Origin of the sequence: Streptomyces sp. NPDC048696 (assembly GCF_043198895.1) — a bacterium.
Lineage (GTDB): Bacteria > Actinomycetota > Actinomycetes > Streptomycetales > Streptomycetaceae > Streptomyces.
In genome coordinates this window covers 245,881-270,325 of record NZ_JBICVJ010000007.1, presented here as the reverse complement: position 1 = coordinate 270,325, position 24,445 = coordinate 245,881, and the positions used below count along the sequence as shown (strand labels likewise).

Genomic DNA, 24,445 nt, shown 5'->3' with positions numbered 1-24,445 from the left:
TGGCGGCTGCCGGGCGCGCAGTGGTCGCTGTGACTGCTGGGCCTGCTCACGCGGGTCCTCCTTCGGGATGCGTGCCCTCGCCCACGCCGAGGTAGCCGCAGGCGGCGGCCCGGCGCAGGGCCTCTTCCCTGGCGCCGGGCGCGTCCAGCGGCCCGTCGACCAGTCCGGCGAAGCCGACGGCGATCCGGGCGCCGCCGATCGGGACGAGCCCGACCTCGCCCTCGCCGCCCGGGTCGAACCGGACCGAGGACCCGGCCGGTACGCACAGCCGCATCCCGTAGGCGGCGGCGCGGTCGAAGTCGAGGCGCGGATTGGCCTCGAAGAAGTGGAAGTGCGAGGTGACGCTGACCGGGACGGACGCGGTGTTGCGCACGGTCAGCCGGACGGCGGGCTCGGGGTCCGGACTCTGCGGCCCCGGCAGTACGGCGCCGGGCGCGTCCTCGCCGAGCGGCCGCGCGTCCCGGATCGGGGCCGGGACCACGGCGAGCCGCGAGCCGTCGTCGAAGACGGCCTCGACATGCACCTCGGTGACCACGTCGGCGACGCCCGGCAGGACGTCGTCGGGGCCGAGGACGGTCCGGGCCGCCGCGATCGCGTCGGCGAGCCGCTGCCCGTCGCGGGCCGCCTCGCAGACGGTGTCCGCGATCAGCGCGGTCGCCTCGGGGACGTTCAGCCGCAGCCCGCGCGCCCGGCGGGCCCGGGCGAGCTCGGCGGCGCCGAAGAGCAGCAGCCGGTCACGTTCTGTAGGGGTAAGTCGCACGCACCACACCTCCGATTAGAACACCACTCTAACCGCTGAAATAACGATGACAAGGGGTTGACGGGCTGACCGAACATGGCCGACATTAAACGCCACTCAAACAACCGGAACGTCGAAATCAGGCCAGCGAGCGACAAGGCCGTCGAGCGTCAGGGGCAGTGCATGCAGATCGAACAGCGCGGAGTCGACACGATCCCGGAGGGGGAACGCACGATGGGGTCTCCCCTGCTCCTTAAGAGCTTGGGGAACGCCCGGGCGATCTGGTGTCGATCCTGCTCGGCTCCAACCTCTGCCTCGGCGTGATCGTCTTCGGCTGGCTGCCGGTCTCCTTCGGCCTCGGCTGGTGGGCGTCGGTGAGCGCGGTGGTCGCGGGCACGCTGGTCGGCACCCTGCTGACGGCCCCGCTGGCGCTGGTGTCCCTGCGCACGGCGACGAACCTGTCGACGTCGTCGGGCGCGCAGTTCGGCGTACGGGGCCGCCTGGTCGGCTCGGTGGTCGGCCTGCTCCTGTCGCTCGGCTACACCGCGCTCACGGTCTGGATCGGCGGCGACGCGATGACGGGCGTGCTCCACCGCCTCTTCGGCCTGCCCACGGGCGGACTCGCGTACGGGATCGTGTACGCGGTGCTGGCGGCGGCGACGGTGATCGGCGCGGTGTACGGGTACCGGGTGCTGCTGCGCCTCTCCCGGGTCCTGGCGGTGGGCATGACCGCGCTCCTCGTGCTGGGCGTGGCGGCGTACGCCCCCCACTTCACTTCCGCCGCCCTGCCCGACGCGGGCGGCTACCTGCTCGGCTCGTTCTGGCCGACGTGGCTGCTGGCGCTGGTCGCGGCGGGTCTGAGCGGCCCCATCGCCTTCATCACGCTGCTGGGCGACTACACGAGATACATCTCCCCCACCCGCCATTCCCCGCGCCGCGTGCTGCACGCGACGTGGCTGGGCCTGGTGGCCGGACTCCTGGTGCCGCAGCTGTTCGGCACGTTCACGGCGTACGCGGCACGGGCGGCGGCGGACTACGCGGGTCCGCTGGTCGCGGCGGCGCCCGGCTGGTACCTGGTGCCGCTGCTGCTCGCCGCGTCGGCGGGGTCGGTGGGCAACGCGGGTCTGATGCTCTACTCCATGGGCCTCGACCTGGACGCGATCCTGCCGCGCGCGTCGCGTACGCAGGCGACGTTCGCGGTGGCGGGGGTGGCGACGGTGTGTGTCTTCGCGGGCCACGGGGCGGGTGGAACTGGCGGGCCGTGGGGGCGTGGGCGCTGGGGGCGGCGGCGGGTCTGTCGGCGGTGTCGCTCCCGGGCTACGAGGGCCCGCTGCTGCGGCTCACCGGCGGGGTGGATGTCAGCTTCGTGCTGTCGGGGGTGGTGGGGGGTGCGGCGTACGCGGCCGTGACCCGGCGGAGCCTCCCCCACCCCGCCCCTTCCCTCAACCCTCCGGGGGTGGAGGTGGGTTGAGGCCACGTTTCACCTGCGGCCCGGTGGGGGCTGGTCGCGCAGCTCCCCGCGCCCCTAAGAGCGCCGCTGCGCGGCAACCCCCTGGGCGCCCCGCAGGGGCGCTTTCAGGGGCGCGGGGAACTGCGCGAGCAACCCAGCACGGTCGTCAGACGAACGCTCCAGAGCGGGGTGCAGAGGCCGCAGGCCCCGCCCGGGGTCCGGGGGCGCAGCCCCCGGGAAACCCACCCCCACCCACCCCCGGAGGGTTCAGGCGAAGGGGCGGGGTGGGGCAAACCCCCTAGCCCAGCGGGTGCATCCAGCCGTGGGTGTCCTCCGTGCGGCCCATCTGGAGGTCCAGGAGCGCGCGGCGCAGGCGCATCGTGACCTCGCCCGGCTCGCCGTCGCCCTGCGTCCAGTTCGCCCGGGCCGACTTCACCGACCCGACCGGCGTGATCACCGCGGCCGTACCGCAGGCGAACACCTCGGTCAGCGTCCCCGCCTCGTTGTCCCGCTTCCAGTCCTCCGTGGAGATCCGGCCCTCCTCGGCCGTGTAGCCGAGGTCACGGGCGATCTTCAACAGGGAGTCGCGCGTGATGCCCGGCAGCAGCGAGCCGGTCAGCGCCGGGGTGACGATGCGGTCCCCGTACACGAAGTACAGGTTCATCCCGCCCATCTCCTCGATCCACCGGTGCTCCACCGCGTCCAGCCACACCACCTGGTCGCAGCCGTGCTCGGCCGCCTCGGCCTGGGCGACGAGGGACGCCGCGTAGTTGCCGCCGGTCTTGGCCGCACCCGTACCGCCCTTGACGGCCCGCACGTACTCCTCGGAGAGCCAGACCGAGACGGGCTTCACGCCGCCCGGGAAGTACGCCCCGGCGGGCGAGGCGATCACGATGAACAGGTACTCGTTGGCCGGCCGCACCCCGAGCCCGACCTCGCTCGCGATCATGAACGGCCGCAGGTACAGCGACGCCTCGCCGGTCGACGGCGGCACCCACGCCTTGTCCTGCTGGATCAGCGCGTCACAGGCGCCGATGAACAGCTCGTCCGGCAGCTCGGGCATCGCCATACGGCGCGCCGAGGCGCGGAAGCGCGCCGCGTTGGCCTCGGGGCGGAAGGTCGCCACCGTGCCGTCGGGCTGGCGGTAGGCCTTCAGGCCCTCGAAGATCGTCTGCGCGTAGTGCAGCGTCATGTTCGCCGGGTCCATCGACAGCGGCGCGTACGGGACAAGCTCCGCGTCGTGCCAGCCGCGTCCCTCGGTCCACTTGACCGTCACCATGTGATCGGTGAAGTGGCGGCCGAATCCGGGGCCGGCCAGGATCGCGTCACGCTCCGCGTCCGACAGCGGGTTCGCGGAGGGCTTGAGCTCGATCGTGGGCGTCGTCATGGTTGCGTGTCCTTCACCGGTTGTGTGGGTCGGACCGCGCTCACGCGTCCCTACTGCTTGGACGTCCGAGCTTTCCGCATGCCGCGGTCCCACGTTCGATTATCGCTCGTGCGGGACCATGACAGAAGTGGTGTGATTGCGGCCCGGGATTGATGGTGGCACCCCGGGGCCGTACAGGAAAAGCCGCCGGGTCCTCGTGCGACCCGGCGGCTTTCGTCTCGAAGAGCGCTCGGGTCAGCCCGATACGCGTACGGCGAGCGCGTCGCCGATCTCGTCCGTGGTGCGGGCGGAGCCGTCCCGGGCGGCCAGATCGGCCTGGACGGCGTCCTCGATCCGGGCCGCCTCGGCCTGGTAGCCGAGGTGGCGCAGGAGCAGGGCGACCGAGAGGACCGTGGCGGTCGGGTCGGCCTTGCCCTGGCCCGCGATGTCCGGCGCCGAGCCGTGCACGGGCTCGAACATCGAGGGGAACGCGCCGGTCGGGTTGATGTTGCCGGACGCGGCCAGGCCGATGCCGCCGGTCACGGCCGCGGCGAGGTCGGTCAGGATGTCACCGAAGAGGTTGTCGGTGACGATCACGTCGAAGCGCTCGGGCTGGGTGACGAAGAAGATCGTCGCGGCGTCGACGTGCAGATAGTCGGTGGTGACGTCCGGGTACTCCTCGGCCACCGTGTCGAAGATGTTCTTCCACAGGTGCCCGGCGAAGACGAGGACGTTGTTCTTGTGGACCAGCGTCAGCTTCTTGCGCGGCCGCGCCTGGGCCCGCGCGAACGCGTCCCGCACCACCCGCTCCACGCCGTACGCGGTGTTGACGCTGACCTCGGTCGCGACCTCGGCCGGCGTACCGGTGCGCAGCGAGCCGCCGTTGCCCGTGTACGGGCCCTCGGTGCCCTCGCGGACGACCACGAAGTCGATGTCGGGACGACCGGCCAGCGGGGTCGCGGTGTTCGGGAACAGCTTCGACGGGCGCAGGTTGATGAAGTGGTCGAAGGCGAAGCGCAGCTTCAGGAGCAGCCCGCGCTCCAGGACGCCGGACGGCACGCTCGGGTCGCCGATCGCGCCGAGCAGGATCGCGTCATGGGTCTTCAGCGCTTCGAGCTCCGCGTCCGGCAGGGTCTCGCCGGTGCGGTGCCAGCGCCGGGCGCCGAGGTCGTACTCCTTGGTCTCCAGCTTCACGTCCGCCGGAAGGACCGCGTTGAGGACCTTGAGGCCCTGCGCCACGACTTCCTGGCCGATGCCGTCACCGGGGATCACTGCGAGATCGATGCTGCGAGACATGCAAGCACCGTACTCCGCGTCCCATGCATTGACATGTCGAGTCCATCATGCGGACAGCCGCCGGTCCCCCGGACGGTGGAGCCGGTCAGGACCGGGTGGCGCGCGCTGTGGTGCGCGTGAGCCCCGCCCTGGTTCCTCCGGGTGGCCGCCGAATGGCTGGAAGGCGTGATGTGCGGGGAGATTCCGGGGAGTTGCATGGGGAGCCGTAACGTCCCGTTCACCCACTCGTGAGATTCGCGTCGCCTGAGAAGAGGAAGTTTCCGGCCATGGACATCCCTCGTTTCGGTGTACCCGAGAAGCTCGCCGGCCGCATGACCATGGCCGAGCAGCACGAGTACCTGCGCACGCGTCTGACCAGACGCGGAGTACTGCGCACTTCCGTGGCCACCGCGGCGGTCGCCGGTGCCGGGGTGGGCACCGGGCTGGCCTCGGCGTCGACGGCGTACGCCGCGCCCACCGTGCTGACCGCGCGCAACTCGGCGCCGCACGTGGACGGTTCGCTGGTCGCGCCGTTCGGCCGCCACCTCCAGTACGGCGCGGACCCCAAGACCCAGATGACGGTCTCCTGGCAGGTCCCGTTCGCGGTGCGCCGTCCGTACCTGCGGATCGGCCTCAAGCCGTGGTCGCTCAGCCACCGCATCGCCGCCGAGGTGCGCCACCTCACCACGCCCGCGCTCAACGGCGGGAAGATCGCGGCGGCCGAGCAGTACTACGTGCACGCGGGCCTGGAGCGGCTGCGGCCCGGCACCACGTACTACTACGGCGTCGGCCACGACGGCTTCGACCCGGCGGACCCGCGCAACCTGGGCACGCTCGGCACCTTCACCACCGCGCCCGAGCGCGCCGAGTCGTTCACCTTCACGGCCTTCGGCGACCAGGGCGTCAGCTACCACGCCCTCGGCAACGACCAGCTGATCCTCGGTCAGAACCCGTCGTTCCATCTGCACGCGGGCGACATCTGCTACGCCGACCCGTCGGGCTCGGGCACCTCGGGCGACACCTACGACGCCCGCACCTGGGACCAGTTCCTGGCCCAGACGGAGTCGGTCGCCAAGACCGTGCCGTGGATGGTGACCACCGGCAACCACGACATGGAGGCCTGGTACTCGCCGGACGGCTACGGCGGCCAGAACGCCCGCTGGTCGCTGCCGCACAACGGCCCGGACCCGGTGAACCTGCCCGGCGTCTACTCGTTCGTGCACGGCAACGTGGGCGTCGTGGCCCTGGACGCCAACGACATCTCGTACGAGATCCCCGCCAACTACGGGATCAGCGGCGGCAAGCAGACCCAGTGGCTGGACCGGCGTCTGGCCGAGCTGCGGGCGGACCGGAACGTCGACTTCATCGTGGCGTTCTTCCACCACTGCGCCTTCTCGACCACCAACTCGCACGCCTCCGAGGGCGGGGTGCGCGAGGCGTGGGTGCCGCTCTTCGAGAAGCACCAGGTCGACCTGGTCATCAACGGCCACAACCACGTCTACGAGCGCACCGACGCCATCAAGGCGAACGCGGTCGGCCGCAAGGTCCCGATCGGCGAGCGCACCGACCCGACGCGCGACGGCATCGTCTACGTCACGGCCGGCGGCGCGGGCCGCTCGCTCTACGACTTCCCGGCCCCGGACAGCTACGAGGGCCACGTCAAGGACCAGGAGAGCGTGCCGACGTACCACTGGGTCAAGGGCGGCGCGAAGGCGAAGGAGACCGTGGAGTGGTCGCGGGTGCGCTACACCGGCTACTCGTTCCTCGCGGTCCAGGTGGACGCGGGCAGGCACCCCCGCATGACGGTCTCGGCCCTGGCCGAGTCGGGCGCCCGCATCGACCACTTCGAGATCAGGCGCGGTAGGTAAGGGGGAGCACTGACGTCCCCGCGCGCCTACATCTTCAGGGGCGCGGGGAACTGCGCGACCAGCCCAAGACGGCCCGCACCCGAAAACGTACCTACTGGCCGCGCACGTGCCCCGTCGCACCCCCGTTGTCCCGACGGTCGAGCGCGCGCTGAAGCGCGGCCGCGGCGTTCTTGCGGTCGGCATCGCTCGTACGGGCGACATGGCGGACACGGCGGACGGTCATCGTCTCGGGCATGAGGGATCGACTCCTTGAGATCACGGGGATATCAGGGCGCCGGAAGGGGCGGGGAGCGCTGCCACAGGGGTTGCCTGCCAGGGGGCACGGCGCTCGCGACCGCCATTCGCTGGATCTAGCGAGACGTTCGGCTTCTACAAAGCTAAGGGAGGACCCCGCTCCTGTCTCCACAATTACTCGGACTTCCTACTATCCGAGACGGCGACTTCACCGCCGCAGCGCGCGCAGCTCCCGGATCAGGGCGCGTACGGCGACCGTGGAGGCGAGCTCGGGCGTGGTCACATAGCCGACGTCCCGCGTCGGGCGCTCCGGACCGAGATCAGTGATCTCGACCGTGTGCTCCGCTCCGACCAGCGACAACTCCGGCATGATCGCCATACCGAAACCACTGCTCACCATCGAGAGCACCGCTCCGTCGTCCTCCGCCCGCACCGTCGCCGCCGGGATCCACTCCTGCCCGGCCCACCACTCACGGGTGTACGAGGTGCAGTTCTCGGTCCAGTCCACCAGCGGCAGCGAGCGCGGCGCCGGATGCCCGGCCGGGTGGACCAGCGCGTACCCCTCCTTCAGCAGGACGCCGCCGACCAGCCCCGACGGCACCGGCGAGGTCGTCCCGACCGTCGCGATGCCCAGATCCGCCCGCCCCGCCGCGACCTCCCCAGCCGTCCCCGGCCCCACTTCCCGTACGAGGTGGACCTCGGGCACGATGCCGGGGTGGCGGGCGGTGAGGCGTTCCAGGGCGGGCGGCAGCAGATGCAGCGCGGCGCTACGGAAGGCGGCGATCCGCAGCGGTCCGGACGCGGTGTCGTCGGCCGGGTCCGGCGCCGCCCCGCGCGCCTCCGCCCCCAGCGCGTCGAGCAGCCGCAGCACCCGGCGGGCATGGGCGGCGGCCCTCTCCCCCGCAGGTGTCGGGGCCGCCCCGCCGCGGCCCCGCTCGAAGAGCACCGCGCCGATCTTGGCCTCGCTGGAACGCACCGAGTGCGATACCGCCGACTGGGTCATACCGAGCCGCCCGGCGGCCCCGGAGAAGCTGCGCTCCTCCTCGACCGCGACGAGCACGCGCAGTTCACGCGGGGCGAGATCGTTCGACATGGGGCTCCCACCTGGACGTATGAACGGAATTGATGGATCGGCGCGTTCCATCGACGCAACCCCCTGCCCACCGCGCGCATTCCTTCCTACCGTCCTCATCCATGACGACGACCTCGATCACCGTGCACCAGACCGCCCGCCCCACGGGCCTGCCCACCCCCGCCGACTTCGCCTTCGTCGAGGCCCCGGTTCCCGACCCGGCGCCCGGCACGGCGCTGGTGGAGAACCTCTACCTGTCCGTGGACCCGTACCACCGCGAGGTCATGGACGTCGGCCCGCTGTTCCGGCCGCTGGAGGGCCGCGCGCTCGGCCGTGTCGTCGCCTCCCGCGACCCGGGGCTGCGCGAGGGCGACCTGGTCTTCCATCGCCAGGGCTGGCGCACCCACGCCCTGGTCACCCTCGGCACGGACGGCACGCGCACGATCCAGCCGTACGAGGGCGTCCCGCTCTCCGCGCATCTGGGCATCCTCGGCGGCACCGGCCTCACCGCGTACGTGGCGCTCACCCGCACGCTCCAACTGCGGCCCGGACAGGACCTGTTCGTCTCGGCCGCGGCGGGCGGCGTGGGCACGGCGGCGGGCCGCATCGCGCGGCTGCTCGGCGCGGGGCGGATCGTGGGCAGCGCGGGCTCGGCCGCGAAGGTCGGCTTCCTGACCGAAGCGGTCGGCTACGACGCCGCGTTCGACTACCACGACGGGCCGGTGGGCGAGCAGCTGGCGAAGGCGGCGCCGGACGGCATCGACGCGTATCTGGACAACGTGGGCGGCGACCACCTGGAGGGCGCGATCTCGGCGCTGCGCGCTCATGGCCGGATCGCCTGGGTCGGCGCGGTCGCGCAGTACAACAACCCCGCCGCACCGCCCGCCGCGCCCCGCAACCTCTACTCCGTGGTGGCGAAGAGCCTGCGCCTGGAGGGCGTCCTCGTACGCGACCACCGGGACGCGCAGGGCGAGTTGGAGGAGTTCCTGGTGCCGCATCTGCGGTCCGGGCGCATGGCCTCGGACGAGACGGTCGTCGACGGGATGGAGCGGACGGTGGAGGGGTTCATCGGCATGCTGCGGGGCGGCAACACGGGCAAGATGCTGATCCGCGTCTGCGACTGAGCGCTCCGCGGGGGCGGGTTGTTCGTCTGCGGACCGTGCGTGGCTTGTCGCTCCCCCAAGTTCTCGACTCCGCTCGAACAGGGGGGACCCCCATCGCGGCGGAGCCGCACATGTCACAGCCCCGCGCCCCTTCAGGGGAGCTCTGCACCACCACCTAGGTTGCATTCCTATCTAGCTGGTGGTGGAATACAGGCATGGCCGCAGACCGCAGATCCAGCTGGCTCAAGGGCGTCCTCGACCTCCTCGTCCTCACCTGTCTGACTGAGGGCGAGAGCTACGGCTACGAGATCTCCAAGGCCCTGGCCGCCGCCGGGCTCGGGGAGATCAAGGGCGGAACGCTCTACCCCGTACTGAACCGGCTCGAAGAGGCCGGGCTCGCCGTCGGGGAGTTCCGCGCCGCCGAGCGCGGGCCGGGCCGCCGGTACTACCGGCTGACCGAGGACGGACACCGGGCGCTCGCCGAACAGGGCGCGTCCTGGCTGGAGTTCCACACCGCCGTGAAGACCATGCTGACCAGCGCGACATCAGGGGGAACCACATGACCGGGACGGACGGCGCCGCGAGGCCCGACTACTTCATCGAGCTCGCCGCCGGGCTGCTGGCCCGGGGCATGAGCGAGCAGCAGGCGACGACCACCGTCGCCGAGCTCACCGGCTATCTCGCGGAGAGCGGATCGACGGACGCGTACGAGGAGTTCGGCGATCCCCAGGACTTCGCGGCCCGGCTCACCGGGGGCTCGGCGGCCGAGGAGCCGGCCGCCGAGGCGGAGACCTGGAAGTGGGCCGCCGACATCTACACCGACCGCAAGCACCTCAACCACTACGGCGACCAGGGCTGGGAGGTCGAGGGCCTGGACCGGCTCGGCCGGTTCGTGTGCCGCCGCGACCCGTCGGCGGCGATGCGCTGGGAGTACCGGCGCGAGGCCGCCAACAACGCGAGAGAGCGCGAGTCGCTCACGGCGGCGCTCGCCCCGGACGGCTGGGAGCCGTGCGCGCAGTGGATGTTCTTCATGTACTTCAAGCGCCCCAAGGCCGCGAGCGCCGGTCCCGCCGCCGAGCTCGACGAGCTGGTGGCGCCGCCCGCCAAGCAGCTCTTCCTCAGCGGCACCTACCGGGGCAAGCTGAAGCAGATGGCCGCGGGCGCGGTGGTCTCGGGCACGGTGACCTTCGCGGCGATCCACTACGCGGGCGACGGCATCCTCCCGGTCGTGTTCGTCTCGGCGGTGCTCTCGGGCGTGATCGGGACGTTGTTCGGCCTGCGCAGGATCAAGCGCGAGGTCGCGGCGGGTGTCGAGGACGCGTAGCCGCCCCGCCATACCGCCCGTTGACCCAGTGTTCACCCATCCCTTCCGGTAGAGGTATGGCTTCACACCTTTGGCGGGTCCACCCTTCTGCTCGATGTGCCGCTGGGGCACTAGCAGGCCAAGAGGGCGGGCGGTTCGGGAATGACACCGATCAGTCGTAGAGGGTTCGTGGCGCTCGGCGCGGGCGTGGCGGCGGGCGCCGTACTGCCGGTGGGGACGGCCGAGGCGGCCGGGGGCACGGCGGTCACCGGCACGGCGGTCACCACAGCGGCCGCCGCCTCGGCGACCGGCACGGTCCAGGACGTCAGGCACGTGGTGATCCTCATGCAGGAGAACCGAAGCTTCGACCACTACTTCGGCCGCCTCAAGGGCGTACGCGGCTTCGGCGACCGCAGCGGGATCCTGATCTCGGGCGGGCAGCCGGTGTTCAACCAGCCCAACGGGCTGAGCCGGCAGTACCCGTGGAAGCTCAGCTCCACCCCGGCCTCCGGCGGCGCCGACGGCGAGACGCTCGCCCAGTGCAGCGGCGATCTCCCGCACAGCTGGACCTCGCAGCACTCGGCCTGGAACAAGGGCCGGATGGACAACTGGGTGCTGGGCGTCGGCAACGTCCGCTCGCTCGGCTACCTGGACCGCGACGACATCCCGTTCCACTACGCGCTCGCCGACAACTACACCGTCTGCGACGCCTACTTCAGCTCCGCGCTCAGCGCCACCGGCCCCAACCGTACGTTCCTGTGGAGCGGCAAGGTCGACGCGGCCAGCAAGGACGGCGGCGACGAGTCGGGGCTGACCTGGGAGACGTACGCGGAGGCACTGCAGCGGGCCGGGGTCAGCTGGAAGGTGTACCAGAACGCCAACGACAACTACGGCGACAACGGTCTGGCGTACTTCAAGAAGTTCACCGACGCCCCGGCCGGCGACCCGCTGCACGACCGGGGCATGTCCTCGGTCCCGGCCGCCACCGGCTCGACCCCCGACGACATCGCCGCCGCCATCAAGGCGGACGCGCTCGCGGGGACCCTCCCGCAGGTCTCCTGGGTGGTCGCCAACCAGGCGTTCTCCGAGCACCCCTACGCCCCGCCCGGCGACGGCGCGCACTTCGTGGACCTGGTCTACCGGGCGCTCGCGGCCAGCCCCGAGGTGTTCGACTCGACCGTCCTGTTCCTCAACTACGACGAGAACGACGGCTTCTTCGACCACGTCCCGCCGCCGTCGCCGCCCTCGGGCGCGGCCGGGGAGTTCGTCGGCGGCGTCCCCGTCGGCCTGGGCTTCCGGGTCCCGATGCTGGTCATGTCGCCGTGGACGCGCGGGGGCTGGGTGTCGTCCGAGGTCTTCGACCACACCTCGGTGCTGCGCTTCCTGGAGACCTGGACCGCCGCCCTCGGCACCCCCGCCACCTGCCCGAACATCAGCCCCTGGCGCCGCACGGTGACCGGCGACCTGACCGGCGTCTTCGACTTCACCAACCCGGTGTACGGCGTCCCGTCCGGGCTGCCCGCCACCAAGGCGCTCGGGGTGAACTGCGGCCCGCTGCCCAACCCGGCGCCGCAGAACAACGCGCTGCCCGTGCAGGAGAGCGGCACCCGCCCGGCCCGCGCGCTGCCGTACCAGCCGAACGGCAACCTCGACCGCTTCGAGTACGGGGCGGCGGGCAAGATCCTGGCCTGGTTCTCGATGGCCAACCAGGGCGACCCGGCGACGTCGGCCGCCCACTTCTCGCTGCACCCCAACGCGTACCGCGACACCACGCCGTGGCAGTACACGGTCGACGCGGGCGGCACGGCCAGCGACTTCTTCAACATCGGCCTCGCCTTCGGCAGTGGCAAGTACGACTTCACCATGACCGGCCCCAACCGCTTCCAGCGCCGCTTCACCGGCGACGCGACGGCGCCGGGCAAGGCGGTCGAGGTGGCGGCCCGGTACGGCGTGGAGAGCGGCACCGGGCGCATCGCCATCTGGTTCAAGATGACCAACACGTCGTCGTCGCCGGTGACCTTCACGATCAGGCCCGACAACTACCGTACGGACGGCCCCTGGACGTACCAGGTCGCGGCGGGCTCCTCGACCGAGGACTACTTCAACGCGGTGGCGTACCAGAACGGCTGGTACGACCTCACCGTCACGGTGGACGTCGACTCGACCTGGTCGCGGCGCTACACCGGCCACATCGAGACCGGCGACGCCTCGGTCAGCGGCTGACCGTCAGGTCCTGGAGGCCCACCACCCGCAGCAGTTCGAGCCGCTGGTGGGCCTCCGTGCCGGGCCGCGCCGAGTGCACCACCAGGTACTGGCCGTGCTCGGAGCTGAGCAGCACCTCGCAGTCGAGCTCCAGCAGACCGACGACGGGGTGGACGAACCGCTTCACCTTGGAGCGCCGCACCGCCACCTCGTGCTCGCCCCACAGCGCCGCGAACTCCTCGCTCGCCGCCCTCAGTTCGGCCACCAGCGCGGCCGGTCCCGGGTCGTCCGGGCGGGCCGCGAGCACCGCGCGCAGCTGGCCCACGTGGTTGCGGGCGTGCTCGGCCTGGTCCTCGGGCGGGAAGAGCCGGCGCACCGAGGGCTCGGTGAAGTAGCCCCGGATGATGTTCCGGCCGGGCATGGCCTCGCCGACCAGGGCGGCCGCGAGCGCGTTCTGGGCCAGCACCTCGCCCCAGTCGCTCATCACCTGCGCGGGCGCGTCGTGCAGCCGGTCGAGGATCAGCATCAGACCGGGGCGCACATGGACCGAGCCGTGCCGCTCGCGCGGCGGCTCCTCGTCGGCGAGGTGGAAGAGGTGATCGCGCCCGTCCTGGGTCAGCCTCAGCGCCCGCGCCAGCGCGGTCAGCATCTGCCGGGACGGGCGCGAGCCGCGGGCCTGCTCAAGCCGGGTGTAGCAGTCGACCGACATCCCGGTGAGCTGGGCGACCTCTTCCCTGCGCAGCCCCGCCGTGCGCCGGCGGGGCCCGGCCGCCAGGCCCACGTCCGAAGGTTCCAGACGGGCCCGGCAGTGCCGCAGGAAATCCGCGAGTTCTTCTCTGTCCACGCCCTCAGCATGACGGTCGGTCCCCGCAGGTATCCAGGGAGTGTCGCTCCCTGGATGCGTACACCCCTCCCGCCACGGGCCACCTCGCGCCAGCCTTGAGCCAGGCAACCGAGAGGAGTGGACGATGCGGATTCTGGTGACGGGCGCGACGGGCCAGGTCGGGCGGCGGTATGTGCCGAGGCTGCTGCAGCGGTCCGACGTGGTGCGCGTGCTGGTGCGCGACGAAGCCCGTGGCCACGCGCTCGGCGCCCATGAGGTGGCGGTCGGCGACGTACGGGACGCGGAGTCGGTGCGCAAGGCGCTGGCCGGGGTCGACGCGGTGGTCAACCTCGCGGTCGCCTACCGCGATGTGCCGGAGGCGGAGAACCGGGCGGTCAACGGCGACGCGGCGATCGCGCTCGGCCGGGCCGCGCTCGACGCCGGGGTGAGCCGCTTCGTCCAGGTGTCGTCCAACCTCGTGTACGGGCTCGGGCGCGGCCGTCCGCTGACCGAGGACGACGAGCCGGTGCCCGGCGGCCCGCTGTGGGGCCCGTACGCGCAGTCCAAGGGGGCGGCCGAGGCCGGGCTGCTCGCGCTCCACCGCGAGCACGGCCTCGACGTGCGCATCGGCGCGCTCGCCTTCGTCTACGGCGAGGGCGACCCGCATCTGGCGCAGTCGGTGCACTGGGCGTCCCAGTGGGCCGGGCACCAGCGGCTGCCGATGGTGCACCACGCCGACGTGGCCCAGGGCCTGACGCGGCTGCTGTACGCGCCGGGGGTCGCGGGCCGCAAGTACAACATCGCGGACGACAGCCCGGTGACGGCGGTCGAACTGCTCCAGCTCAACGGGGTGGAGGTGCCGCCGCAGCTGGCCGAGCGCACCGACCCGGACCCGTTCTACACGATCGTGTCGACCCTGCGGATCCGGGACGAGCTGGGATTTCGCCCGCTGTACCCGTCGGTGTGGACGGCACGGGACGCGGGGGTCCTGTAACACCGTCCTGTAACGCCGTTACAGGACGGTGAGATGCGCGGGGCGGCGGTCCGGGACGGGGGTCCGGACCGCCGCCCCGCGCACCGCTGTCACAGCACGTCGCCGTCGCGCCAGTCGAAGATCAGCGGCAGCGCGGGGTCGGGCAGCGGGCGGCCCGCCGCCGGGCGCACGAACGTGCTGCCCTCCTCCTCGGCGAGCCGCACCACCCCGTCCGGGCTCAGCACCTCGATCCGCCCCTCCCAGAGCTGCCAGCCGCGCGCCCGGTAGAGCCCCGCCCCGTCGTCGGACGCCGAGAGCGCGCCGAACTCGTACGCCTCGTCGATCACATGCTCAAGGGCGGCCATGACCCGCCCGCCGAGCCCCTGCCGGCGCCGGTCCGCGCGCACGGCGACGGCCTCGACATAGCCGATGCGGTACGAGCGGCCGCCGTGCAGCACCCGGCGCATGATGACGCTGCCGTGCGCCGCGAGCCCGGACTCGTCGTCGAGGAAGGAGTGGACACCGCCGAGACCGTGGTCCCAGTCCTCGTCGCTGAAGTCGCCCTCGAAGGCCGCGTCGAGCAGCGCGCGGATCCTCGGCAGGCCGTCCGGGCCGAGCTGCGAGGTGTGGGCGGTGTGCTGTGACTCAGTCATGCGCCCACTCTCGCAGGCCGTTTCGCGTTCCACCCCGCCGTACGGCGTGCCCGGACCCGGTGACCGTTTCGCGATCTACCGCGCCCGGCGGCCGTGCCGCAGACTCGGTGGCATGTCACCGTCGACAGAGCAGCGGTGGACGCCCACCCACGGCGATCCCTACCGCCCCGTTCCCTACCGGCCCGACCGGATGCCCGCCGCCGAATCCCTGGCGCGGGCGGCCGAGCTGCGCGACACGATGGACCGGCGCCGGACCGTACGGCAGTTCTCCCCCGACCCGGTCCCCGAGCAGGTGATCCGGGACGCCATCGCGTGCGCCGCGACCGCGCCCTCCGGCGCCCACCAGCAACCGTGGACCTTCGTACTCGTCCGCGACCGCGAGGTGCGGCGGCACATCCGCGAGGCCGCCGAGCACGAGGAGCGCCGCTCCTACGACGGCCGGCTCGGCGAGGAGTGGCTGGCCGCGCTGCGCCCGCTGGGCACGGACGCGGTGAAGGCGCACCTCACCGACGCCCCGGCCCTGATCGTCGTCTTCCAGCAGCGGTACTGGCTGGCCGAGGACGGCACCAAGCACAAGCACTACTACGTGGACGAGTCGGTGGGGATGGCGGTCGGCCTGCTCCTGTCGGCGCTGCACCAGTGCGGCCTCGCCGCGCTGATCCACACCCCCAGCCCGATGCGGTTCCTGTCCGAGGTGCTCGGCCGTCCCACCAACGAGAAGGCGTTCGCGGTGATCCCGGTCGGCTATCCGGCGGACGACTGCCAAGTCCCGGACCTGGTCCGCAAATCGCTCGACCAGGTGCTGATCGAAATCTGAGACTAACCCCTAAAACTCCATTGACAGGTTAGGTGTGTTCGCGATTGGCTGTGCCCACCGCGCGACGATCGGTCGCGCCGGCACGAGGGGGCACAGATGGACGCGGCGCAGATCCACTACCGGAGCGTGACCGTCGACGGTCAGGAGATCTTCTACCGGGAGGCGGGCGCGCCCGACGCGCCCGCGATCCTGCTGCTGCACGGCTTCCCCACCAGCTCCCACATGTTCCGGGACCTGATCCCCCTGCTGGCCGACCGCTACCGCGTGATCGCCCCCGACCACCTCGGCTTCGGCTACTCCTCGGCGCCGTCGGCGAAGGAGTTCTCGTACACCTTCGCCGACCTGGCCGATCTGACGGACCGGTTCACCGAGCGGGTCGGGCTCACCCGGTACGCGCTGTACATCCAGGACTACGGCGCCCCCATCGGGCTGCGGCTCGCCCTCAAGCACCCCGAGCGGGTCACCGCGATCGTCACGCAGAACGGCAACGCCTACACCGAGGGCCTGGGCGAGGCGTGGGCCGCGCCGCTCGCGCTGATCGCGGAGCGCACCCCCGAGACCGAGGCGCCGGTCCGCGAGATCCGCTCGCTCGACGGCATCAAGTGGCAGTATCTGCACGGACTTGTGGACCCGTCGCTGGTGAGCCCGGACGCGTACCACCACGACGCGGCGCTGATGGCCCGCGACGGCCAGGCCGAGATCCAGCTGGACCTGATCGCCGACTACGGCTCCAACTTCGACCTCTACCCGGCGTTCCAGGAGTACTTCCGCACCAGCCAGGTCCCCCTCCTCGCCACCTGGGGCGCGCACGACGAGATCTTCGTCCCGGCCGGCGCCCTCGCCTTCCAGCGCGACCTGCCCGAGGCGGAGGTCCACCTCCTGCCCACCGGCCACTTCGCCCTGGAGACGCACGCGCGCCGGATCGGCGCCCTGATCGGCGACTTCCTGGCCCGCAAGGTCTGAGAACGGCGGCACACATGGAAACCGCCCCCGTCCTCGGTTGGGGGACCAAGGACGGGGGCGGGGTTTCAGGAAGTGACTATGCGTCAGCCCATGTGCGGGTACGTGTAGTCGGTCGGAGGCACCAGGGTCTCCTTGATGGCGCGGGTCAGCGTCCAGCGCATCAGGTTCTGCGGCGCGCCCGCCTTGTCGTTGGTGCCGGACGCGCGGCCGCCGCCGAAGGGCTGCTGGCCGACGACGGCGCCGGTCGACTTGTCGTTGATGTAGAAGTTGCCCGCGGCGTAGCGCAGCTTGTCCATCGTGTACGCGGCCGCGGCGCGGTCGCCCGAGATGACCGAGCCGGTGAGCGCGTAGTCCGAGACCGACTCCATCTGGGTCAGCATCTCGTCGTACTTCTCGTCGTCGTAGACGTGGATCGCCAGGATCGGGCCGAAGTACTCGGTCGTGAAGACCTCGTTGGCCGGGTCCGAGCACTCGATGACGGTCGGGCGGACGAAGTAGCCGACCGAGTCGTCGTAGGTGCCGCCCGCGACGATCGTGCAGGAGGCGTCGGCCTTCGCACGGTCGATGGCCGCCTTGTTCTTGGCGAACGAGCGCTCGTCGATGACGGCGCCGATGAAGTTCGACAGGTCGGTGACGTCACCCATGGTGATGCCGTCGACCTCGGCCGCGAACTCCTCCTTGAAGCCGTCGTTCCAGATCGAGGCCGGGACGTACGCACGCGAGGACGCCGAGCACTTCTGGCCCTGGAACTCGAAGGAGCCACGGGTCAGCGCGGTCTTCAGGACAGCGCGGTCGGCGCTCGGGTGCGCGACGACGAAGTCCTTGCCGCCGGTCTCGCCGACCAGGCGCGGGTAGGTGCGGTACTTCTCGATGTTCGTGCCGACGGTCTTCCACAGGTGCTGGAAGGTCTTGGTCGAACCCGTGAAGTGGATGCCCGCGAGGTCGCGGTGGTTCAGCGCGACCTCGGAGACCGCCAGGCCGTCACCGGTGACGAGGTTGATGACGCCCTTGGGCAGGCCCGCCTCCTCCAGGAGCCGCATCAGCAGCACGGCGGCGTGGGTCTGCGTCGGGGACGGCTTCCACACGACCACGTTGCCCATCAGGGCCGGGGCGGTGGGCAGGTTGCCCGCGATGGCCGTGAAGTTGAACGGCGTGATCGCGTAGACGAAACCTTCCAGCGGACGGTGGTCCATACGGTTCCACACGCCCGGGGAGTTCGCCGGGGGCTGCTCGGCGAGCAGCTGGCGGGCGTAGTGGACGTTGAAGCGCCAGAAGTCGACGAGCTCGCACGGGGTGTCGATCTCGGCCTGCTGGGCGGTCTTCGACTGGCCCAGCATGGTCGAGGCGGCCAGCGTCTCGCGCCACGGGCCGGCCAGCAGCTCGGCGGCGCGCAGGATGATCGCGGCGCGGTCGTCGAAGGACATCGCGCGCCACGCCGGGGCGGCGGCCAGCGCCGCGTCGATCGCGTCCTGGGCGTCCTGGGTCGTCGCGTTGGCGTACGTACCGATGACGGCCTTGTGGTTGTGCGGCTGCACGACGTCGAAGCGCTCGCCGCCGCCCATCCGGCGCTCGCCGTTGATGGTCATCGGCAGCTCGATGGGGTTCTCGGCCAGCTCCTTGAGCTTGGCTTCGAGGCGCGCGCGCTCCGGGGAACCGGGGGCGTAGCCGTGCACCGGCTCGTTGACGGGAGCGGGGACCTGGGTTACAGCGTCCATGAGTCTCTGAACTCCTTTGTGAGGGGTGGGCTCAGCCCTTGGTGAGGATGGAGCGGGCGAAGAAGAGCAGGTTGGCGGGCTTCTCCGCGAGGCGGCGCATGAAGTAGCCGTACCAGTCGGTGCCGTACGCCGTGTAGACGCGCATCCGGTGGCCCTCGGCCGCGAGCCGGACGTGCTCGTCGCTGCGGATGCCGTACAGCATCTGGAACTCGTACTCGTCCAGTTTGCGCCCGGCGCGCCGCGCGAGCTCCTGGGTGATGGCTATCAGGCGCGGGTCGTGCGACCCGATCATCGGGTAGCCGTCGCCCTCCATCAGGATCTTCAGGATGCGGACGTACGCCTTGTCGATCTCGGCCTTGTCCTGGTACGCGACGGAGGCGGGCTCCTTGTAGGCGCCCTTCACGATCCGGACCCGGCTGCCGGCGGCCGACAGGCGGCGCGCGTCGTCCTCAGTGCGGAAGAGGTACGCCTGGATGACACAGCCGGTCTGCGGGAAGTCCTTCCGCAGCTCCTCGTGGATGGCGAACATCGAGTCGAGGGTGGTGTGGTCCTCGGCGTCCAGGGTGACCGTGGTGCCGATCGCGGCGGCGGCCTCGACGACCGGGCGGACGTTGGCGAGGGCCAGCTCGTGGCCGCCTTCCAGCGCTTGGCCGAACATGGAGAGCTTCACGGACATCTCGGCGCGGGCGCCCAAGTCCAGGTCCTTGAGGCGGCCGATGAGCTCCAGGTAGGCGTCCCGGGCGGCGTACGACTGCTCGACCGTGGTGATGTCCTCGCCCACCACGTCCAGGGTGACCTCCAGGCCCTTGCCGGCGGCGTCCTTGACGATCGGCACCACCTGGTCGACCGTCTCACCGGCGATGAACCGGTCGACGACCTGCTTGGTGCCGGGGGCGGCCGAGATGAAACGGCGCATCTTGTCGCTGCGCGACGCGGCAAGGATCACGGGACCCAGCACGGGGCACCTCCATGGAAAGGGGTAGCAGGAGGCCGAAACCCGACTATTGGGGAACGGCACGGAGAACCACCGTGAAACCTAGGGACCGTTTCGATCCTCTGCCATCGACACCTGTCACGCATCCGTGCCCCGCATCTCAGACAGATGTCTGAAGGCAGCGCCGATGTGCGCGAGAATGTCTGACGTGAAGGGCGACTACCAGGACCTGGTCGATGAGATCTCGGCGCTGCTCGGCACCCCCGCGACCCTGGAGGACCGGGACTTCAAGCTGATCGCCTTCGGCGCGCACGACTCCGACGACGACAGCGCCATGGACCCCGTGCGCACCCGCTCGATCCTGACCCGCCGCTCCACCCCGGCGGTCCGCGCCTGGTTCGAGGGGTTCGGCATCACCCGCGCCACCGGCCCGGTGCGCATCCCGGCCGCCCCCGAGGCGGGCGTCTTCCGCGACCGCGTCTGTCTGCCGGTGCGCCACCGGGGCATCGTGCTCGGTTACGTATGGCTGCTCGACGCCGACCCGGGCCCGGCCGAGGACCGGCTCGCGGCCGCGATGGAGGTGGCGGCCCGGATCGGCGGTCTGCTCGCGGACGAGGCCCAAGCGGGCACCGATCTCTCCCGGGAGTTCCGCGCGGTCCTGACGGCGGGCCGGGGCTGGCAGCGCGACATGGCGATGGCGGCCCTGCGCGCGGCGCTCGGCCCGGACGCGGACGGCCTGCACGCGGTGGTCTGCGCGACCCCCTGGCCGGGCGAGGCCCCGTCGGTGCGCACGGTGGCGGGCACGGCGGCGCTGTGCGTGGTGCCGTGGGGAACGTACGGGGAGGAGCGGAGCGCTCCCGACGAGGACACGGGCGCCGCCGCCCCGCAGGCGCTGGCCGCGCTCGTCCGGCTCCGGTCCGCCGACGCGCTCGCGCCCGCGCTGTCCGCCGCCGAGCGGCTGCGCGCCTCGGGCGGGCCGGGCGCGGCCGCCGGGATCGCCGTACCCCGCCGGGGGCTCGCCGAACTGCCCGCCTCCTGGCACGAGGCGAGAGCCGCGGCCCGGGCGGCCCGCGCCGAGGCACGGCTGGGGCCGGTGGCGCAGTGGAGCGGCATCGGCCCGTACCGGCTGCTGACCGCGCTCCCCGACACCGCACCCCACGACCGGGCGGTGCGGGCGCTGCTCTCCCCCGCCCACACCGAACTGGCCCGCACCGCCGAGGTGTTCCTCGACTGCGCGGGCCAGGCGGGCCGTACGGCGGCGGCGCTCGGCATCCACCGCCAGACCCTCTACTACCGGCTCTCCCGGGTCGAGCAGCTCACCGGGCTCGACCTCGACGACGGGGAGGACCGGCTGCTGCTCCATATGGCGCTGAAGGCGTCACGCCTGTGAGGTCTGCTCCGCGCTGCCGCCGCTGTCCGCCTTGCGGGCGCCCTCGATGAGCAGGCGCATCCCCTCGGTCAGCTTCTCGGCGTCGGTGGCCGTGTCCGGGTCGAAGGCCCACTGGATCATCAGGCCGTTGAGCAGCGCCTGGTAGAGCCCGCCGAGCGAGGAGACGACGGGGTCGTCCCGCTCGGGCTCCGCGCCGCCCTGGAACATCGGGATCAGCCCCGAGCGCCCCTCGATCGACGCCTTCGCCAGGTGCTCGCGGACCCCGGGCATCCGGTCGGCCTGGGTGACCACCTCCAGGCTGAGCAGCCAGATCGGGCGGGCCGTGTCCATCGTCTCGATGACGTTCGCCCACACCTGCTGGAACCGCTCCAGCGAGCCGGGCGCGCCGCTCGGCTCCTCGCCGGGCGGGCCGTCGAAGTCCTCGCCGATTCTCTCGATCATCTCCAGGTACGCCTGCGCGAGCAGGGCGTCCTTGGAGCCGTAGTGGTAGCCGATCGAGGCCAGGTTGGTCCCGGACTCCTTCACGATGTCGCGCGCGGTGGTGCGCACGAAGCCCTTCTCCAGCAGGCAGCGCTTCGCGCCTTCCAGCAGATCCTCACGGTGTCCCATGCGGGGAGCGTACTCGGCCCGTAGACGAATGTCTAAGACAAGCGTCTACGAGCCGAGTACGCAGCTGCTCAGACCAGGTTCACCGAGCGCGCGGAGACCGCGCCGATCTCCTCGGCCACCTCGGTGAGGACCGGCTGCGGCACGGTGTCGTCGACCGTGAGGACGGCCAGCGCCTCCCCGCCCTCCGACGCGCGGGCGACCTGCATGCCCGCGATGTTCAGGCCCGCCTCGCCGAGGATGCGGCCGACCGTGCCGACGACGCCGGGACGGTCGTCGTAGCGCAGCACGACCATGTGGTCGGCGAGCGCCAGGTCCACGTCGTACTCGCCGATGGCCACGATCTTCTGGAGGTGCTTGGGGCCGGCCAGAGTGCCGGAGACCGACACCTCGTCGCCGCCCGAGAGCGTGCCGCGCACGGTGACCACGTTGCGGTGGTCCGGGGACTCGCTGCTGGTGGTCAGCCGGACCTCCACGCCGCGCTCCTGCGCGAACAGCGGGGCGTTGACGTACGACACCGTCTCGTCGACCACGTCCTCGAACACGCCCTTGAGCGCGCTGAGTTCGAGCACCTTCACGTCGTGCTGGGTGATCTCGCCGTACACCTCGACGTCGAGACGGACCGCGACCTCGCCCGCGAGCGCGGTGAAGATCCGGCCCAGGCGCTCGGCGAGCGGCAGACCGGGCTTGACGTCCTCGGCGATGACGCCGCCCTGGACGTTCACCGCGTCCGGCACCAGCTCACCGGCGAGCGCCAGGCGCACCGAGCGGGCGACCGCGATGCCCGCCTTCTCCTGGGCCTCGTCGGTGGAGGCGCCCAGGTGCGGGGTGCACACGACCTGGTCGAGCTCGAAGAGCGGGGAGTCCGTGCAGGGCTCCTTGGCGTACACGTCCAGGCCCGCGCCCGCGACGCGGCCCTCCTTGAGCGCCGAGTACAGCGCGGCCTCGTCGACGATGCCGCCGCGCGCCGCGTTCACGATCCGCACGTGCGGCTGCACCTTGTGCAGCGCCTCGTCGCCGATCAGGCCCAGCGTCTCGGGGGTCTTGGGCAGGTGCACGGTGATGAAGTCGGCGACCTCCAGGAGCTCGTCCAGGGTCAGCAGCTTCACGCCCATCTGCGCGGCCCGCGCGGGCTGTACGTAGGGGTCGTACGCCACGATCTTCATGCCGAAGGCCGACATGCGCTGCGCGACCAGGACGCCGATCCGGCCGAGGCCGACCACGCCGAGGGTCTTCTCGCTCAGCTCGACGCCGGTGTACTTGTTCCGCTTCCACTCGCCGTTCTTCAGCGCGGTGTTGGCCTGCGGGATGTTGCGCGCGGTGGCCACGAGCAGACCGCAGGCGAGCTCGGCGGCGGTGACGATGTTGGAGGTCGGCGCGTTCACGACCATCACGCCGGCCTTGGTGGCGGCGGAGACGTCGACGTTGTCGAGACCGACGCCCGCGCGGGCGACGACCTTCAGCTTCTTGGCGGCGGCGACCGCCTCGGCGTCGACCTTGGTCGCCGAGCGGATCAGGATGGCGTCCACGTCCGCGATGGCGGGCAGCAGTTCGGCGCGGTCCGCGCCGTTGCAGTGCCGGATCTCGAAGTCCGGACCAAGGGCGTCGACGGTGGCGGGCGACAGCTCTTCAGCGATGAGTACGACAGGTTTCGAGCTCACGTGAGTCCTCACAAGTCCAATGCTGCGGACTGCCGTCCCGACGGCCGCAGGCGGTGGAGGGTGCTAGCCGCGTGGAAGACGCACGACGCTGTGGGCCTGACGCGTAGGTATTGAGCAGCAGTGTAGTGGTGCTCTGGGCGGTCTTTTCCAGCCGATGGGGGTCCCCCCTGGTCATGAAGACCTTGGGGGAGGAATGTCACCCGTCCGGGGGTGGACGGGATGGACAAGGGGCCGCGGCGCGGTGCCGCGGCCCCTCGCGAAGGCTTACGCCTCCTCGTCGTTCACCCAGCTCATGAGCTTGCGCAGCTCCTTGCCGGTGGTCTCCAGGAGGTGGTTCTCGTCCTGGGTCTTGTACTCGTTGTACTTCTTCAGGCCGCCGTGGTACTCGTCCATCCAGTTCTTGGCGAAGGTGCCGTCCTGGATCTCGGTGAGGACCTTCTTCATCTCGGCCTTGGTGTCGGCGGTGATGATGCGGGGGCCGGTCACGTAGTCGCCCCACTCGGCGGTCTCGGAGACCGACCAGCGCATCTTCTCCAGGCCGCCCTCGTACATGAGGTCCACGATGAGCTTCAGCTCGTGCAGGCACTCGAAGTACGCGATCTCCGGCTGGTAGCCCGCCTCGACCAGGGTCTCGAAGCCCGCCTTGACGAGCGCCGAGGTGCCACCGCAGAGCACGGCCTGCTCGCCGAAGAGGTCGGTCTCGGTCTCCTCGGTGAAGGTCGTCTTGATGACGCCGGCCCGGGTGCCGCCGATGCCCTTGGCGTACGAGAGCGCGAGCGCGAAGCCGTTGCCGGTCGCGTCCTGCTCGACGGCCGCGATGCACGGAACGCCGCGGCCCTCCTCGTACTGACGGCGGACCAGGTGGCCCGGGCCCTTGGGGGCGACCATGCAGACGTCGACGCCCTCGGGGGCCTTGATGAAGCCGAAGCGGATGTTGAGGCCGTGACCGAAGAAGAGCGCGTCGCCGTTCTTCAGGTTGTCCTTGATGGACTCCTCGTAGACCTGGGCCTGGATCGGGTCCGGGACCAGGATCATGATGACGTCGGCCTCGGCGGCGGCCTCGGCGGGCGTCACCACGCGCAGGCCCTGCTCCTCGGCCTTGGCCTTGGACTTGGAGCCCTCGTGCAGACCGACGCGGACGTCGACACCCGAGTCACGGAGCGACAGCGCGTGGGCGTGGCCCTGGCTGCCGTAACCGATCACCGCGACCTTGCGGCCCTGGATGATGGACAGGTCGGCGTCGTCGTCGTAGAACAGCTCGGCCACTGGGATATCTCCTTGGTGTGCTGGTGTTGCGT

21 protein-coding genes and 1 pseudogene are annotated in these 24,445 nt (G+C 71.3%); 10 read left to right on the top strand and 12 right to left on the bottom strand.

All coding sequences use genetic code 11. The annotated features are described in order from the left end of the window. Positions 1 to 46 precede the first annotated feature (46 nt). Positions 47 to 760: an urease subunit gamma gene (gene ureA, locus ACGFRG_RS17445; RefSeq protein ID WP_393264740.1), complete on the bottom strand. Its 714-nt coding sequence runs from the start codon at positions 758 to 760 to the stop codon at positions 47 to 49. 162 nt (positions 761 to 922) lie between these two features. Here ureA and ACGFRG_RS17440 point away from each other — a divergent pair. Continuing rightward, a pseudogene (locus ACGFRG_RS17440) lies at positions 923 to 2,210 on the top strand (cytosine permease). Positions 2,211 to 2,487: 277 nt separating this feature from the next. On the opposite strand, the gene ACGFRG_RS17435 reads toward ACGFRG_RS17440, so the two are convergent. Next, positions 2,488 to 3,576, bottom strand: a complete 1,089-nt coding sequence (locus tag ACGFRG_RS17435) for a branched-chain amino acid aminotransferase (protein ID WP_361420442.1) — start codon at positions 3,574 to 3,576, stop codon at positions 2,488 to 2,490. A gap of 234 nt (positions 3,577 to 3,810) precedes the next feature. After that, positions 3,811 to 4,851, bottom strand: a complete 1,041-nt coding sequence (locus ACGFRG_RS17430; RefSeq protein WP_361420445.1) for a 3-isopropylmalate dehydrogenase — start codon at positions 4,849 to 4,851, stop codon at positions 3,811 to 3,813. Between the two features lie 266 nt (positions 4,852 to 5,117). On the opposite strand from ACGFRG_RS17430, the gene ACGFRG_RS17425 reads away from it, so the two are divergent. After that, positions 5,118 to 6,698: a purple acid phosphatase family protein gene (locus ACGFRG_RS17425; protein ID WP_393264736.1), complete on the top strand. Its 1,581-nt coding sequence runs from the start codon at positions 5,118 to 5,120 to the stop codon at positions 6,696 to 6,698. A gap of 91 nt (positions 6,699 to 6,789) precedes the next feature. On the opposite strand, the gene ACGFRG_RS17420 is transcribed toward ACGFRG_RS17425, so the two are convergent. Then, positions 6,790 to 6,933, bottom strand: a complete 144-nt coding sequence (locus tag ACGFRG_RS17420; protein WP_361420451.1) for a hypothetical protein — start codon at positions 6,931 to 6,933, stop codon at positions 6,790 to 6,792. A 207-nt stretch (positions 6,934 to 7,140) separates the two neighbouring features. Continuing rightward, entirely contained in the window at positions 7,141 to 8,025 is an 885-nt protein-coding gene (locus ACGFRG_RS17415) for a LysR family transcriptional regulator (RefSeq protein ID WP_361420454.1), read from the bottom strand. A 101-nt stretch (positions 8,026 to 8,126) separates the two neighbouring features. Between ACGFRG_RS17415 and ACGFRG_RS17410 the strand changes: the two genes are divergently transcribed. The 4 genes from ACGFRG_RS17410 to ACGFRG_RS17395 all read left to right on the top strand — a co-directional run bounded on the left by ACGFRG_RS17410 (position 8,127) and on the right by ACGFRG_RS17395 (position 12,633). Next, entirely contained in the window at positions 8,127 to 9,128 is a 1,002-nt protein-coding gene (locus ACGFRG_RS17410; RefSeq protein ID WP_393264732.1) for a zinc-binding dehydrogenase, read from the top strand. Positions 9,129 to 9,322: 194 nt separating this feature from the next. Beyond that, positions 9,323 to 9,670, top strand: coding sequence for a PadR family transcriptional regulator (locus ACGFRG_RS17405; protein WP_361420460.1), 348 nt, complete (start codon positions 9,323 to 9,325; stop codon positions 9,668 to 9,670). Further along, the gene (locus ACGFRG_RS17400; RefSeq protein ID WP_361420463.1) at positions 9,667 to 10,431 is read left to right on the top strand and encodes a hypothetical protein; all 765 of its coding nucleotides are present in this window, start codon (positions 9,667 to 9,669) and stop codon (positions 10,429 to 10,431) included. Before ACGFRG_RS17405 ends, ACGFRG_RS17400 begins: the two co-directional genes overlap by 4 nt. Positions 10,432 to 10,572: 141 nt before the next feature. Further along, positions 10,573 to 12,633: a phosphocholine-specific phospholipase C gene (locus tag ACGFRG_RS17395; RefSeq protein WP_393264729.1), complete on the top strand. Its 2,061-nt coding sequence runs from the start codon at positions 10,573 to 10,575 to the stop codon at positions 12,631 to 12,633. Here the strand turns inward: ACGFRG_RS17395 and ACGFRG_RS17390 are convergent. Then, complete coding sequence (locus tag ACGFRG_RS17390; RefSeq protein WP_393264726.1) at positions 12,623 to 13,456, bottom strand: helix-turn-helix transcriptional regulator; 834 nt, start codon at positions 13,454 to 13,456, stop codon at positions 12,623 to 12,625. The genes ACGFRG_RS17395 and ACGFRG_RS17390 overlap by 11 nt on opposite strands. Before the next feature lie 124 nt (positions 13,457 to 13,580). Between ACGFRG_RS17390 and ACGFRG_RS17385 the strand changes: the two genes are divergently transcribed. Then, a complete protein-coding gene (locus tag ACGFRG_RS17385) occupies positions 13,581 to 14,429 on the top strand; it encodes an NAD(P)-dependent oxidoreductase (RefSeq protein ID WP_361420472.1) in 849 nt (282 codons plus the stop codon). A gap of 89 nt (positions 14,430 to 14,518) precedes the next feature. Here the strand turns inward: ACGFRG_RS17385 and ACGFRG_RS17380 are convergent, their stop codons facing one another. Beyond that, a complete protein-coding gene (locus ACGFRG_RS17380) occupies positions 14,519 to 15,061 on the bottom strand; it encodes a GNAT family N-acetyltransferase (RefSeq protein ID WP_361420475.1) in 543 nt (180 codons plus the stop codon). A gap of 112 nt (positions 15,062 to 15,173) precedes the next feature. Here ACGFRG_RS17380 and ACGFRG_RS17375 point away from each other — a divergent pair, with 112 nt between their 5' ends. Together ACGFRG_RS17375 and ACGFRG_RS17370 are read left to right on the top strand one after the other, a co-directional pair. Continuing rightward, complete coding sequence (locus ACGFRG_RS17375; RefSeq protein WP_361420478.1) at positions 15,174 to 15,878, top strand: nitroreductase family protein; 705 nt, start codon at positions 15,174 to 15,176, stop codon at positions 15,876 to 15,878. A 96-nt stretch (positions 15,879 to 15,974) separates the two neighbouring features. Then, complete coding sequence (locus ACGFRG_RS17370) at positions 15,975 to 16,841, top strand: alpha/beta fold hydrolase (RefSeq protein ID WP_393264722.1); 867 nt, start codon at positions 15,975 to 15,977, stop codon at positions 16,839 to 16,841. 83 nt (positions 16,842 to 16,924) lie between these two features. Here the strand turns inward: ACGFRG_RS17370 and pruA are convergent, their stop codons facing one another. Both pruA and ACGFRG_RS17360 read right to left on the bottom strand, forming a co-directional pair. Then, complete coding sequence (gene pruA, locus ACGFRG_RS17365) at positions 16,925 to 18,556, bottom strand: L-glutamate gamma-semialdehyde dehydrogenase (RefSeq protein ID WP_393264719.1); 1,632 nt, start codon at positions 18,554 to 18,556, stop codon at positions 16,925 to 16,927. 31 nt (positions 18,557 to 18,587) lie between these two features. Continuing rightward, positions 18,588 to 19,514 carry a proline dehydrogenase family protein gene (locus ACGFRG_RS17360; protein WP_361420488.1) on the bottom strand — a complete coding sequence of 309 codons (927 nt, stop codon included), beginning with the start codon at positions 19,512 to 19,514 and terminating at the stop codon, positions 18,588 to 18,590. A gap of 184 nt (positions 19,515 to 19,698) precedes the next feature. Here ACGFRG_RS17360 and ACGFRG_RS17355 point away from each other — a divergent pair, with 184 nt between their 5' ends. After that, entirely contained in the window at positions 19,699 to 20,880 is a 1,182-nt protein-coding gene (locus ACGFRG_RS17355; RefSeq protein ID WP_393264918.1) for a PucR family transcriptional regulator, read from the top strand. Here ACGFRG_RS17355 and ACGFRG_RS17350 read toward each other — a convergent pair. The 3 genes from ACGFRG_RS17350 to ilvC all read right to left on the bottom strand — a co-directional run bounded on the left by ACGFRG_RS17350 (position 20,869) and on the right by ilvC (position 24,413). Next, positions 20,869 to 21,489 (bottom strand): TetR/AcrR family transcriptional regulator, encoded by a 621-nt coding sequence (locus ACGFRG_RS17350; RefSeq protein WP_361420491.1) that lies wholly within the window; start codon positions 21,487 to 21,489, stop codon positions 20,869 to 20,871. The two genes, ACGFRG_RS17355 and ACGFRG_RS17350, sit on opposite strands and share 12 nt — an antisense overlap. 68 nt (positions 21,490 to 21,557) lie before the next feature. Beyond that, positions 21,558 to 23,147: a phosphoglycerate dehydrogenase gene (serA, locus tag ACGFRG_RS17345; protein WP_393264715.1), complete on the bottom strand. Its 1,590-nt coding sequence runs from the start codon at positions 23,145 to 23,147 to the stop codon at positions 21,558 to 21,560. A 264-nt stretch (positions 23,148 to 23,411) separates the two neighbouring features. Further along, positions 23,412 to 24,413: a ketol-acid reductoisomerase gene (ilvC, locus tag ACGFRG_RS17340; RefSeq protein WP_361420497.1), complete on the bottom strand. Its 1,002-nt coding sequence runs from the start codon at positions 24,411 to 24,413 to the stop codon at positions 23,412 to 23,414. Positions 24,414 to 24,445 lie beyond the last annotated feature (32 nt).